General features: G+C 44.6%; 12 protein-coding genes. 9 read left to right on the top strand and 3 right to left on the bottom strand.

The features are described from left to right. Positions 1-90: 90 nt before the first annotated feature. A complete protein-coding gene (locus ACLWBD_RS17380; RefSeq protein ID WP_063205659.1) occupies positions 91-1,611 on the top strand; it encodes an Rne/Rng family ribonuclease in 1,521 nt (506 codons plus the stop codon). Here ACLWBD_RS17380 and ACLWBD_RS17375 read toward each other — a convergent pair. Continuing rightward, entirely contained in the window at positions 1,571-1,882 is a 312-nt protein-coding gene (locus ACLWBD_RS17375; RefSeq protein WP_063242565.1) for a helix-turn-helix domain-containing protein, read from the bottom strand. The two genes, ACLWBD_RS17380 and ACLWBD_RS17375, sit on opposite strands and share 41 nt — an antisense overlap. 157 nt (positions 1,883-2,039) lie before the next feature. On the opposite strand from ACLWBD_RS17375, the gene ACLWBD_RS17370 reads away from it, so the two are divergent. From ACLWBD_RS17370 to ACLWBD_RS17345, 6 genes are all read left to right on the top strand, one after another. Beyond that, the gene (locus ACLWBD_RS17370; protein ID WP_413569109.1) at positions 2,040-3,515 is read left to right on the top strand and encodes a hypothetical protein; all 1,476 of its coding nucleotides are present in this window, start codon (positions 2,040-2,042) and stop codon (positions 3,513-3,515) included. 208 nt (positions 3,516-3,723) lie between these two features. Then, the gene (gene rplU / locus ACLWBD_RS17365; protein WP_063205655.1) at positions 3,724-4,281 is read left to right on the top strand and encodes a 50S ribosomal protein L21; all 558 of its coding nucleotides are present in this window, start codon (positions 3,724-3,726) and stop codon (positions 4,279-4,281) included. A 26-nt stretch (positions 4,282-4,307) separates the two neighbouring features. After that, on the top strand, positions 4,308-4,568 hold the full coding sequence (rpmA, locus tag ACLWBD_RS17360; protein ID WP_063205653.1) for a 50S ribosomal protein L27: 261 nt from the start codon (positions 4,308-4,310) through the stop codon (positions 4,566-4,568). Between the two features lie 189 nt (positions 4,569-4,757). Beyond that, positions 4,758-5,789, top strand: a complete 1,032-nt coding sequence (gene obgE / locus ACLWBD_RS17355; protein WP_063205651.1) for a GTPase ObgE — start codon at positions 4,758-4,760, stop codon at positions 5,787-5,789. Next, complete coding sequence (gene nadD, locus ACLWBD_RS17350; protein ID WP_063205649.1) at positions 5,789-6,820, top strand: nicotinate (nicotinamide) nucleotide adenylyltransferase; 1,032 nt, start codon at positions 5,789-5,791, stop codon at positions 6,818-6,820. Before obgE ends, nadD begins: the two co-directional genes overlap by 1 nt. Positions 6,821-6,823: 3 nt before the next feature. Next, positions 6,824-7,294 (top strand): 23S rRNA (pseudouridine(1915)-N(3))-methyltransferase RlmH, encoded by a 471-nt coding sequence (locus ACLWBD_RS17345; protein WP_063205647.1) that lies wholly within the window; start codon positions 6,824-6,826, stop codon positions 7,292-7,294. Here the strand turns inward: ACLWBD_RS17345 and ACLWBD_RS17340 are convergent. Continuing rightward, positions 7,291-8,115, bottom strand: coding sequence for a protein-glutamine glutaminase family protein (locus tag ACLWBD_RS17340; RefSeq protein ID WP_063205645.1), 825 nt, complete (start codon positions 8,113-8,115; stop codon positions 7,291-7,293). The two genes, ACLWBD_RS17345 and ACLWBD_RS17340, sit on opposite strands and share 4 nt — an antisense overlap. A gap of 747 nt (positions 8,116-8,862) precedes the next feature. Between ACLWBD_RS17340 and ACLWBD_RS17335 the strand changes: the two genes are divergently transcribed. Then, positions 8,863-9,510 (top strand): LolA family protein, encoded by a 648-nt coding sequence (locus ACLWBD_RS17335; RefSeq protein WP_413569108.1) that lies wholly within the window; start codon positions 8,863-8,865, stop codon positions 9,508-9,510. Beyond that, on the top strand, positions 9,507-10,880 hold the full coding sequence (gene rimO, locus ACLWBD_RS17330) for a 30S ribosomal protein S12 methylthiotransferase RimO (RefSeq protein ID WP_063205639.1): 1,374 nt from the start codon (positions 9,507-9,509) through the stop codon (positions 10,878-10,880). The genes ACLWBD_RS17335 and rimO overlap by 4 nt, the downstream gene beginning before the upstream one ends. Here the strand turns inward: rimO and ACLWBD_RS17325 are convergent. Then, positions 10,877-12,253 (bottom strand): tetratricopeptide repeat protein, encoded by a 1,377-nt coding sequence (locus ACLWBD_RS17325; protein ID WP_413569107.1) that lies wholly within the window; start codon positions 12,251-12,253, stop codon positions 10,877-10,879. The two genes, rimO and ACLWBD_RS17325, sit on opposite strands and share 4 nt — an antisense overlap. Positions 12,254-12,273 lie beyond the last annotated feature (20 nt).

The following is a 12,273-nucleotide window of genomic DNA, read 5'->3' as shown; positions in this document are numbered from 1 at the left end:
ATGATCTTTTCGGTCAGATGTGTTTCAATATTAAATATTATTTGCTCTCGGTCTTGTTTCTGGACTAATGAACTAGGGTAGGAGGTTGTTGTGTCAGCTGAAATTCTCATCAATGTGAGACCTCAAGAAACTCGTGTGGCCTATGTCGATGGCGGCATTCTTTCTGATTTAAAAATTGAACGTAAAACTTCGCCGACCTTGGTCGGGTCGATTCATCGCGGGACCGTACTAAGAGTTCTTCCTGGAATGCAGGCAGCCTTCGTGGATATCGGCTTAGAAAAAGCGGCCTTTCTTTATGTCGGCGATATCCGTGAAGACGTGGACGACAACTTCTTGTCTGATGTTGATCGTGAGGAACCCTTGGAAATGGAAGGGGATGACGACAAACTTCCTTCACATCAAAATAAAACTCCTATTCAGGATTTATTAAAAGAAGGTCAGTCCATTTTAGTTCAGGTAGCTAAAGATCCCTTGGGAACAAAAGGTGCGCGCTTGACGACGCATCTGTCTTTGCCAGGTCGTTTCGTCGTGTTTTTGCCGACTGTACGCCACTTAGGAATTTCTCGCCGTATTGAAGATGAGACAGAACGTGAACGCCTGCGTAAGCTGGTACAAAAAATCAATCCTTCCGGGGGTGTGATCGTACGTACCGCAGGCGAGGGCGCCTCTGAAGAGATGTTGAAAGCGGACATCGAATACTTAGATCGTCTTAGTAAAGAAATTTTCAAAAACTATGAAAAGAAAAAAACACCAGGCATGGTTCACACCGAACTTGATGTCGAGCTGCGTGCGCTTCGTGATTTGATGTCTGAAGATGTCACCAGCGTGTGGGTTGATAATATCGAAATTCACAAAAAAGTTGTGAAGTTCGTTTCTCAGTTCATGCCTAAGTACAAACAAAACATCGTACTTTACGAAGAACAAAAACCTCTTTTTGATTTGTACGACATTGATATTGAAATTTCTCGCTCGATGGAAAGAAAGATCTGGTTAAAGTCCGGCGGTTACATCGTGATTGATGAAGCCGAAGCACTCGTAGTCATTGACGTGAATACGGGTAAGTTCGTCGGGAAAAAAGATCTTGAAGACACCATCTTAAAAACCAATCTGGAAGCGGTTCGCGAGACGGCGCACCAACTGCGCATTCGTAACTGCGGCGGTATCATCATCATCGATTTCATCGATATGGAAAAAGAATCTCACCGCGAAAAAGTTTTAGAAGCTTTGGCCGAAGAATTAGGGCGCGATCGCGCACGCACAAACATCGTTTCTATGTCTCAGTTGGGTCTTGTAGAGATGACTCGTAAGCGCATTCGTCCAAGTCTTATTAAGACCTTGTGTGAGCCTTGCTCTTACTGTGATGGAAAAGGTTATATTAAACGTAAATCCACAGTAGCGAATGAAATCTTCCGCGAACTAGAGCGTGATGCCGACATGCTTATCAATAAGAAAACCAATGTCGTCATTCATTGTCACAGCGGTGTCGTGGATTGGATTTATGAAGTTGAAGGCGAAAGCCTTGAAAGCATCGAGAAAAAACTCGGGCGCTCAGTGGCCTTCAAAATCGAACCTAACTACCACTTAGAGCAGTACGAGATTTTCTTTGTTTAGAATATTTTAGATTCTCTTCCTCAAATTTTTGGCGAAGAGATTCTGCTGTCTGTTCAAGATGCTCTTCCAAAATCATTTGAAAAAGTTCGTCAGCATTAATTTTGTAAAGTTTTGCGAGGCTTTTTAGAGTGGTGACGGGGGGAAGAGAAAGACCGCGTTCCCAATTTGAGATGAACTGAGGGGTGTTGTAGCCGAGGTGGGTGGAAACATCTCCCTGAGAAAGATTCCTAGCCTCGCGAGATTTTTTCAGAAATTCCCCAACCTTCTTCATCGAGAACACCTCATTCTGTTTTCAATAACCCTAGAATTTCTTTTTAGAGATTGCATCACGCGCAGCAGTACCTCCTAGCCTAGACCTTGTTACCCAGGGCCCCTAGTTATTCCATAAAAGCTGTTTAGAACCACCATCAAATGCCGATGTAATGTTCATGAAGGCGATTCAACTCCTTATTCTAACTTTGCTTTTTCCATTGTCGGTGCTTTCTGCCGACATCAGTTTGTCATGTTCAAAATTTTTAGGAGATTGTGAACGAATTCCTGAGCCTTTAAAGCTAGCGTCTGAAATGTGTAAGGCCGAGCAAAAGCTTGCAGGCTGTGAAAACCTGGCGAAGTCTGATCCTGAAGTAGCGTCCTCTATTCGTTCTTGCTCACCGGGCGCGGTTTGTGATTCAGGATTAATGAGACCCATTGATCAGTTGAAAGGATGTTTTTCCGGCGCTGTCGAAGTAGGTAAAGATTTTTGGGAAGCTCTTTCGTCGATTCCGGATTTAGCCGGCAAGGGAGCCGCCAACATTCGTGAATGCTGGAACAGCCCTGAGTGCCGTTCGAGCACGTTTGATTCATCAATCAAAACATATTCAAACGCTGTCATGTTCTCTAACCCTATCTTAGCACCACTGGCCTTGTGGAGAATGCGTCGAGACGGTTCGCTGAGCGACGCTGATCTAAAGAAAATGTCTGAGGTCTCTTTAAATCTTTTAGAAAAAGGAAAGCAGTACCTGGAAAAACAAGGCGTGAAGCTTGCGTGCTTTAATAATGAAGCGCAAGCCGAGATGCTCTGTTACGGTGTTCTTTCTGTCGTAAGCCCCGGAAAAGCCGTGAATGTCTTAGCGAAGGCTCCAAAGCTTGCGAAACTTCTGCAAGCGGGTGGATTAGCGGCAAAAGAAACCGCAGTTGCTAGCAAGGCCGGTGAGGCTGCTGTTGACCTAGCAAAAATGGCAAAGCTTTCAAATGCGGAACGTATTGCTGAAGCAGAAAAATCCTTAGGGCGTGTTTTGACGGCTGAGCAAAAAGAAGCCTTAGTGAAGGCTCACGAAATCGCTTCAGACACTGGGCGCGGTTACGGAACTTATTCTGCAGCCGATTTAAAACAGAAAGCAGATCTTTTAAAGGCGGCAGGCTTTTCCGACGTTGAACGCAATCAGCTGATGCGCCAGGGAATCGCCGGGATGTATGGAGATAGTTATAAAGCACGTGTGTACTTTAACCAAACACGGCTTGAGGCCGACAAGCTTCGCACATCCAACAAAGTAGAAGAGGCGACGAAGAAGTATAAAGAGTCGGCGGATTCCTACGAAGTCTATTTGAAAGATGCAAAAGTGCAGAAGTCCGAAAGGGACTATTTGGTAGGCTCAAGCATTAATGCTCATGCCGGCCGTTACGATAAAGCTGCGGAATATTTCCTGGAAAGCAAAAGTGCCATCAGAAACAGCAGCGAGAAGGCCGAAGTGATCTTTGAGTCTTTGCGCAGAGAAAAAGATGAGCTCCGCGTTATTGCCGCCAGAACTCGTACAGCGGGGACTGAGAAGGCATATAAAGATCACATGGAGATGATTAAAGCTCTTGTAAACAGCCCTAAGGTTCAACTAAGCGACGCGATTAAGCGTGAACTTTTGAAGCCCTAATCTTAGCTAAGCTGCTGAAAAAACAGGCTTTTCTTTTAACCCTGGACCCCTCTAAAAATCTGCAACAAAGATTTGCATTTAAGGGGGGCGAAAGCTATTCTCTTTTTCTCCCTTTTAAAGCTGAAAAAAATAGCATGTATTAGGTTGACAAAACCTAGTGCGAGGTGGCATTTACCATTGGCTTAATTCGGGTAGCTGGAGGTATTTCATGTACGCGATTATTCGTACAGGCGGTAAGCAATATAAGGTTCAAGCTGGTGACGTTCTTCAAGTAGATAAGCTTGAGCAAGCACTTGGCGCAGAGTTTGAAATCAACGAAGTTTTGATGGTTGGTGGTGAGTCCACTGCTGTTGGTCAACCTCTTGTAAAAGGCGCGAAAGTAACTGTTGTAGTTACAAAACAAGCTAAAACAAGAAAACAAATCGTCTTCAAAAAGAAGCGTCGTCAAGGTTACAGAAAGTTCGCAACTCACAAACAAGAGTTCACAGAGCTTTTTGTTAAGGCGATCTCTTTCGACGGTAAAACTGCGAAAACAGATGAATCTGCAAAAGTAGTAGACGTAGCAGCAGTTCGTGCAGAAAAAGCACAAGCTCGCGTAGCAGCTCGTAAAGAGCGTGCAGCGAACAAAGGAACTGCAGAAGTTGTTAAAAAAGCGGCTAAAAAAGTAGCGAAAAAGAAAGTTGCTAAGAAAGCAGTTAAAAAGACTGCAAAAAAAGCAACTGGCGCTAAGAAAAAAGCAGCTAAGAAAACTTCTAAGAAAGCATAATTTTTAATTCTTAAGAGAGGTTAGTCATGGCAAGTAAAAAAGCCGGTGGTAGTACAAAGAACGGTCGTGATTCACAGAGTAAACGCTTAGGTGTAAAACGCTTCGGTGGTGAAAAAGTTCTTCCAGGAACAATCATTGTTCGTCAACGTGGAACAAAATTCCACTTGGGTAACAATGTTAAAATGGGTCGTGACTACACGATCTATTCTGTTATCGAAGGTCTTGTTAAGTTTGAACGTTTCTCTAAAGAACGTTTCAAAATTAGCGTTTATCCAAAAGCTGTTTAATCGTTTCGATTAAACCAGTTCGGATAAGCATCAAGAATTTTTCATACTGAAAAGGAGCCACTTCAAACTGGCTCCTTTTTCTGTTTGGGCCTCGCCCCTCGTCTTTTCCCCCTATAACGCTTTCAATGTCCTTACTCTGGCATGCCCTTCTCAGTGAATCTGTGATACAGCCGTGACCGTTGGTGCTATATGAAGTTTATCGATGAAGTAAAAATATCTCTTGCGTCAGGCCGAGGCGGCCCTGGTTGCGTCAGCTATCGCCGTGAATCGCTTATGCCACGCGGTGGTCCTGATGGTGGTAACGGCGGAAAAGGCGGCGACGTCATTATCCGTACATCTAAACATATCAATTCTCTTGTCGATATTCGTCAGAACAAAAGATATGCGGCTCAAAATGGCCAGATGGGCATGGGTCGACAAAAATCCGGTCACAATGGTGAAGACCTGGTGATGATTGTTCCAGAAGGAACAGTGATTCGTACTCTTGAAGGCGAAATCATCGTCGATATGACGGGAATTTCTGAGTACGTTTTGCTTAAAGGCGGACGTGGCGGAATGGGTAACGAGTTTTTCAAAACAAGTGTGAATCAAGCTCCGGACTACGCACAACCTGGCGAAGACGGTGAAGAGATTGAAGTTAAGCTTGAGTTGAAATTGATCGCCGACGTGGGAATCATTGGTTTTCCAAATGCTGGAAAGTCCACTTTGATTTCGCGCATCTCTGCGGCTCGTCCGAAGATTGCGGATTATCCTTTTACAACTTTGACTCCGAACTTGGGTGTCGTCAAAGCCGGTGACTACACGTCATTCGTCGTTGCGGATATCCCAGGATTAGTGAAGGGCGCGCACGAAGGCGTTGGTTTAGGAATTCAATTCCTAAAGCACATCGAACGCACGCGTCTTTTCATTCACTTGATTGATGCTTCCGGTATGTCGGGGCGTGATCCAGTGGAAGATTATTTAGATATTAATAATGAGCTTAAGATGTACGACACCAACAACGAAGACAAAGAAGGATTCTTCCCTCTAGCCACGCGTCCTCAGTTTGTTGTGCTCAACAAGATCGACACATTAAGCGAAACACAACTGATGAAACTTAAGAATAAGTTCAAAGATATTTCGGGCCAAGAGCCTTATGCAATCTCGGCAGTGACGGGCAAAAATATCAAAGAATTTATTCAAGAACTTGCTCGTCAAATCATGCAAGAGGAAGAAGAATAATGAAAATAGGTATTTTTGGTGGAAGTTTTAATCCTCCGCATATGGGCCACATCAACGCTATTCAAACAGTAGCGAAAAAAGTCGGCCTTCAAAAAGTTCACATCGTTCCTGCGGCTCAAAACCCTTTGAAAACTCCGGTTGAGGGTCCAACAGCAGAACAACGTTTGGAACTAACTCGCCTAGCCTTTGAACAATACGGCGAGACTTACTTCGTAGACGATCAAGAAATCAAGCGTGGTGGCATGAGCTACACGATTGATACAGTTTTGAATCTTCGTAAAACTTACGACGCTAACGATCTTTATTTGGTTGTCGGCGCGGATAAGTTTGAAGAGCTTTCTCAATGGAAAGACTATCAAAAGCTTCTTTCTGAAGTGAACTTGGTGGTTACGACTCGTCCTGGTTACGAAACTCCAGAATCTTTAGATGAAATGCCAGGCTACTTAAAGCCGATGGTTTCAGATTTTGATTTCAACTTTATCGAGTTGAATACCGGCCGTAATATTCAGTTCATCACTTTGCGTGATATCGAAATTTCTGCAAGTGAGCTTCGTAAGTGGTTGCGCACGGGTAAACCGGTCGAAAAATATCTTCCGCTAGCTGTTGAATCTTACATCAAAGATCACAAGCTTTATCGTAACTTGGGTGACCGTATCGGGGACTTTAAAAAGTTCTCTGAATTCTGCGCGAACGTCTTGTTCGCTAAGAAAGGCATCAACGTCCGTGGCTTTGACTTAACGGGAATTGCAGCTCCAAGCGAATACACTTTGATTGCTTCAGGTACTTCCACTCGTCACGCAGCGGCTATGGCTGAAAACATCGTGATGGCGGTAAAAGAAGAATACAACGTGCATCCACAAAGTGTGGAAGGTATCGACGAAGGACGCTGGGTTCTTGTGGACTACGGTTCTTTGATCGTTCACATCTTCTATGATTTCGTTCGTCAGGAATACAGCCTTGAAAACCTTTGGAGAGAAGGCAAAGACCTCGGCTTCAAAGATCCTTACTTGGGTAAGGGCGAGGCTCAGTAATCTATGAAATTCATTTTGTACAATCTCGCGACGGCCAAAGAGGCATGGGCTGATGAGGTCAGCGAGTTGTACAAAAAGAAGATCTCTTTCTTTATTCCCTTTGAAATTCAAAGTCTGAAAGCAAAAAAATCCGCTCGTGAAGATGCTGATTTTAAACGCAACGAAGAATCCGAACTCATTCTTAAGAATATCAATAGCGACGATTTCGTCGTTCTTTTTGATGAGCGCGGATCAGCCTTTGACTCCATTCAGTTTTCTAAAAAAATCGAAAACATTCTGGGAAGTTCCAAAAAGCGCTCTATTTTTATTATTGGTGGGGCGTTTGGTGTTAACGAAGACGTCCGAAAAAGAGCCGATCTGAAGGTGGCGCTGTCGCCCATGGTGATGAATCACTTAATGGCGCAGGCGATGAGCTTAGAGCAAATCTACCGCGCCTTTACGATCATCAAAAAAATTCCGTACCACAATATCTAGTGAACTACAGACCAAGGTGGGAATTCACCCAGTTCCTTGTAAGGATCACGACCCAAGTCTTTCACGCGGTCCCATTCGTATTCTAAGAAAGAAACCTGTTCGCTCAACGCTTCCTGCTCAGTCAATGCGTGCGGTTTCACACAGTCTTGGGAAGGGTCAAACGTATCTTTGTGGCAAATGGAGTATTGAACGTTCGAGCGAGTGCCGCCGACTTTGTCATTCCATTCTGTCAGTTTCAACGGACGTGTTGGTTCAATCGCTGGGTCAAAAACGTAGGCTTCGTTACCCACTCTGTAAGTCACTGCCACGTGATACCACCACATAACATCTCCCGTTGGGGAGTTCTTCGTGATTGCGTGCAGATTTCCGAACACAAAAATCTTTTTAGGCGCAGGGAAATTGTGTTCAACCAATTCAATCTTCGCCATTTCCGCACGAGCGTAACAGCCATCATCTGGATACATCCATGTTAAGCGGCGAGGAAATGATGGATCGTCTGTTTGAATGAAACGGGAGTCGCGAACATATTTGAATTCACGTTCTAGATCCGCGTAAGAGCCCACATCGGGAATTTCGCTAAGATCTAAATTCTTCAAAGGCTTTTTATATCTATCCACTGGTGAGCCAAAAGACATCTCTTCTTGATGATCATCAAATGGCGATGGGAATGGAGAAGGGATTTTAAAATTCCAATTAAAGAAATGGCGGTCACGAGCTTGTTGGTAAGTTTCACCTGCCCTGCGAACTGGCGAAAGACCACGGTGAGCTGCGAAGGTTTGAAGTGAAAGACCCAAAGTAAGAATCAGAGCAAAAAGTTTCATGATTTCCCCTCTAGTCATTTTCTAGGCCTGGCCGCAAAAGCTGTCAAAGAATTTGCAGTAGAAGCACTGTGATGAATCCAACATTTAATTTATTTAAGAAACACCTGTCGTGCTGTCTGAATTGCGGATCCTTCTTGGTTACTAAGGGGCGGTTTTGTAGATATTGTGCTCTAAAATTAGATCGGTGGGAGCAAGCAACCCCGATTCTACTTCCACCTTTTCAGGCGCGGGCTCATTACAACTGGGATCCCGGAAGAAGCGACATTCTTTCCCAACTTGTTTTATCGCTAAAGGGAACGAACAACGAAGAGGCTTGGAGCTATTATGCGCAAGATTTCGTTCGGAAAACGTTACCTCTAGTCTCTCTTAGACGACCCGTTCAAGTCGTCCCGGCCCCTGCCAAACGCAGAGATCAAAAGGATCATTCGTACGCTTGGGCCCAAGGGATTTCGAAGGCCTTAGGGGCGGGTTTTCACCCCTGCCTAGAGAAGACTTCAAAGCATCACCAGCGCGGAGCGGACCGGGCGGAGAGGGCCCTGATAGAGATGAAGCTTCGTGAAAATTCTACAAGCCCTGTGGACTTTGCGCCTGAGACGCTCTGGGTTTTTGCCGATGATGTCTTAACTACAGGGGCTACAGCGAGGGCGGCTCACATAGCACTAGGCTGCCCAGCTCATTTTGAGGTTTGGGTCCTAGCTCATAGGAGGCTCTCTTGCGGAGCGTCCAGACATCTGCTATAAATCGCGAATGTTTAAAAGAATCAGTATCTTGTTTTTCCTAATGACCTTTTCCTGGGGTGTTTTTGCGGCAACGGGAAATGGGACTCTTCAAAAAGTTTCTAAGAAATATCGTAACGCCAAGCTTGTGGAAATGAGCGTGGAAAAGTCTGTGAAGTCAGAACTTTTGGGCAAAGAAACAAAGCACGAAGGAAAAATCTTTTTAGCGAACGGCAAGTTCCGCTGGGAAAACACAAATCCAGAACAAACTCTTTTGGTTTTCGATGGTTCGACGATTTGGAGTGAGCAAACTCCTCCAAAAGAATTCGGCGGACCTGTTCAAGTAGCTAAAGGTAAAGTCGATAAAAAAACCAGGTCGCATATTTTAATTTCTTCGCTTCTGGGAACGGATTTAGAAAAGAACTTTAAAGTTCAGAAGGAAGAAAAAGCGGGCGACCTTGTGAAGCTCGATGTAACCCCGCTGTACGATGATCTGACGGTGAAGTCGATGCAAGTCGTGATAAACCCGAAAGACAGCACGCTGAACGAGATTTCTTATAAAGACGATATCGGAAATCTGACGACACTGAAGTTTTCGGACATCGAGTTTAAGAAAAAAGAAAAGAAAAGTTTATTTAAATACCAACCGCCTAAAGGTGCACAGGTGACGGATCTATGAAACAAGAGACAACTCAAAACAACAAAGTTCATTTTATCTCTTTAGGTTGTCCAAAGAATCTTGTCGACAGTGAGATCATGGCCGGTACTTTGATGAAGGACGGCTACCAAGTTGTTGGCGAAGCTGAAGAAGCGGACACGGTGATCGTAAACACTTGTGGTTTCATCGAAGATTCAAAAAAAGAATCCATCCAAAGAATTTTGGATATGAGTGACCTTAAGCAAGAAGGCAAAATTAAAAAAGTCGTTGTCGCAGGTTGCTTAACTCAGCGTTATAAAGACGACCTTGTTGAAGGTTTGCCGGAAGCAGATCTTTTCGTAGGTTCGGGTGAATTCCAAAATATCGCTAAGATCCTAAAAAATTCCGATGCGGGCGACACAAAGAAAACTTTCTTCAACCTTCCTACTTATCTTCAAGAAGAAGCAACTCCGCGCGTGAACTCTCAACCGGGTCACCGTGCTTATTTGAAAATTTCTGAAGGTTGCATGAAGCGTTGTGCTTTCTGTGCGATTCCTTTGATTCGCGGAAACCTTCAATCTCGTTCGATTGATGCTATCGTCGCTGAAGCAAAACTTTTAGTCGCAGGTGGAGTTAAAGAACTCATCATTATCAGCCATGACTTCACAGACTACGGTTGGGATATCCGTCGTAAAGATCCAACTCGCAAAGAAAGCCCGGTCGAGTTGCTGAAAGCTTTGGATCAAGTTGAAGGTCTTCAATGGATCCGTTTGATGTATTTGTATCCAGATGGAATCACTCCTGAGATGGTTCAAGTGATCAAAAACAGCAAAAAGATCGTGAAGTACTTCGACATGCCTTTACAGCACATCAATGACGCTGTTCTTAAGAGTATGAACCGTAAGATGACTCGTGATGAAGTCGAAACGGCTTTGATGAATATCCGTGAGCACATCCCAGAAGCTGTGATCCGCACGCAATTTATCGTAGGTTTCCCAGGTGAAACTCAAGAACAGTTCGAAGAACTTTTGCAATTCGTAGCTGAACAACAATTCGACCGCGTTGGTTGCTTTAAGTATTCTCCAGAAGAGAACACTCCGGGCGGCCGCATGGAAAATCAAATTGATGAAGAAACAAAACAGTTCCGTCACGATGCTTTAATGGAAATTCAGCAAAATATTTCTCGCGAAAAACACGCGGATTTTGTGGGTAAAACTATCGACGTGATCGTAGAAGGCTTCAGTGAAGAGACTGACTTGTTATTGCAAGGCCGTTTCTGGGGTCAAGCTCCGGACATCGATGGAGTTGTTCTTATCAATGAAGGTGAAGCACAAGTCGGTGACATGGTTAAAGTTCACATCACCGATAGTATGGAATACGATCTTCTAGGTGGTATCGTCACCGAAAATTAGAACGTGCAAGTTTCGGAAGCGTCTTCAAACTTTCCGATCCATTGAGAGTTCTTCTGGTTTCTTAAAATTGTCGTGGCTTTTCTAAAGGCCACGGCATTTTTTTTGTCATACTTGCAGGCGTTCTTAAACGCGATCAAAGCTAAATCAAATTTGCGAATTTCAAACGACGAAGTCGCAAGCCCCAACCAAGAGCGAGCCGCCTGAGGATCTGCCTCTGTGCCGGCTTTATACTGTTTCATCGCATCGACATAGTTCTTCTGATCTTCTAAGAGCTTTCCATACTGATATTGCGCCAGCTCTGACTTCGGGAAGTCTTTAGAAGCTTTCTTGAGCGTTTTTAAAGCCACATCGTCTTCACCTAAGGCCTTCTGGCTAATACCCAGGTAAACGTAACCATCAGCGACTTTAGGGTCTTTACGAATGGCTTCATTGCAGGCATGAACTGCCGGCTCATAGGTGGCATCCATCGTATTGATTTCGCAAAGTTTACGCAGATACTGAGGACGTGGTCCGATATTTTGGACCATGTCTTGATAAAGGATGCGCAACTCATAAAGATTTGGCGGCTCTCGCTTTTCGTAAAGGTCGATCAACCCATCGTAAGCCGGCTCATACTGCGGATTCAGTTCGGTGGCCTTTTTATAGCTTTCCATCGCGTCTTTGGTTTTGCGGCTCATGACATAGGCGTTACCCATGAGTGAGTAAGCTTCAAAATCTTTTTCGTCTTTTCCGATAAGCACATTCAAAGCACGCAACATCTCGTTGGGTTCTTTGCGTTTTTCATGGGCCTTCGCCAAAAGCACTAAGCCTTTGCGATCAATTTTATCGACGTGTTTCCACAGAAGCAGAGTCGCTTTTTCGTAGTCTTCTTTTTTGTAAAATTCTTCTGCTAGTTGGACGATCAAAGCGCCATTTTTAGGACCGCTGCGGATTTCCTTTTTTAGGCGTTCAATCTTTTGATCTGAAGTTTCTTCGGCGGAAGTTGTAGATACGGTAGCCGCCACTGTTTCTGGGACTTTCGCATCAACCGGAGCGGGTGTGGTTTGCACTGGAGCCGCGGGACTTGCTGGTGCTGGAGATTCTTTAGTTGGGGACGGGGTCGTCTTAGCTGCGGGTGCTGGTGTAGGTGACGGAGCTGGCGTGGTCTTCGCGGCCGGAGCAGAAACGGCTTTCGCCGGAGGCGAACTCTTTTTCTCGGTAGGCTTCGGCGCCGATGAAGGTTTTACCTCCGCAGAAGAGTTTGCATCGAGTTCTTTTTCGAACAGAGAGAATTCATCCTTACTCTGGCCTAAAGCCTGGGGAGTGTATGAATATGAGACAAAAGCCAAGAAGAGGATAAATAAGGAGCGATTGAAATTCAGTCCAGTCATCATATGTTGTATTATGACCTAAA

Origin of the sequence: Bdellovibrio sp. HCB117 (assembly GCF_047305915.1) — a bacterium.
Lineage (GTDB): Bacteria > Bdellovibrionota > Bdellovibrionia > Bdellovibrionales > Bdellovibrionaceae > Bdellovibrio > Bdellovibrio bacteriovorus_B.
This window is presented reverse-complemented; position numbering and strand designations above follow the sequence as displayed.

Excerpts from the sequence above, each read along its gene's own strand:
- ACLWBD_RS17370 (WP_413569109.1), top strand. The coding sequence starts at position 2,040 with ATGAAGGCGATTCAACTCCTTATTCTAACTTTGCTTTTTCCATTGTCG.
- ACLWBD_RS17325 (WP_413569107.1), bottom strand. The coding sequence starts at position 12,253 with ATGATGACTGGACTGAATTTCAATCGCTCCTTATTTATCCTCTTCTTG.
- rpmA (WP_063205653.1), top strand. The coding sequence starts at position 4,308 with ATGGCAAGTAAAAAAGCCGGTGGTAGTACAAAGAACGGTCGTGATTCA.
- ACLWBD_RS17345 (WP_063205647.1), top strand. The coding sequence starts at position 6,824 with ATGAAATTCATTTTGTACAATCTCGCGACGGCCAAAGAGGCATGGGCT.
- ACLWBD_RS17375 (WP_063242565.1), bottom strand. The coding sequence starts at position 1,882 with ATGAAGAAGGTTGGGGAATTTCTGAAAAAATCTCGCGAGGCTAGGAAT.
- nadD (WP_063205649.1), top strand. The coding sequence starts at position 5,789 with ATGAAAATAGGTATTTTTGGTGGAAGTTTTAATCCTCCGCATATGGGC.
- ACLWBD_RS17340 (WP_063205645.1), bottom strand. The coding sequence starts at position 8,115 with ATGAAACTTTTTGCTCTGATTCTTACTTTGGGTCTTTCACTTCAAACC.
- obgE (WP_063205651.1), top strand. The coding sequence starts at position 4,758 with ATGAAGTTTATCGATGAAGTAAAAATATCTCTTGCGTCAGGCCGAGGC.
- ACLWBD_RS17335 (WP_413569108.1), top strand. The coding sequence starts at position 8,863 with ATGTTTAAAAGAATCAGTATCTTGTTTTTCCTAATGACCTTTTCCTGG.
- rimO (WP_063205639.1), top strand. The coding sequence starts at position 9,507 with ATGAAACAAGAGACAACTCAAAACAACAAAGTTCATTTTATCTCTTTA.
- rplU (WP_063205655.1), top strand. The coding sequence starts at position 3,724 with ATGTACGCGATTATTCGTACAGGCGGTAAGCAATATAAGGTTCAAGCT.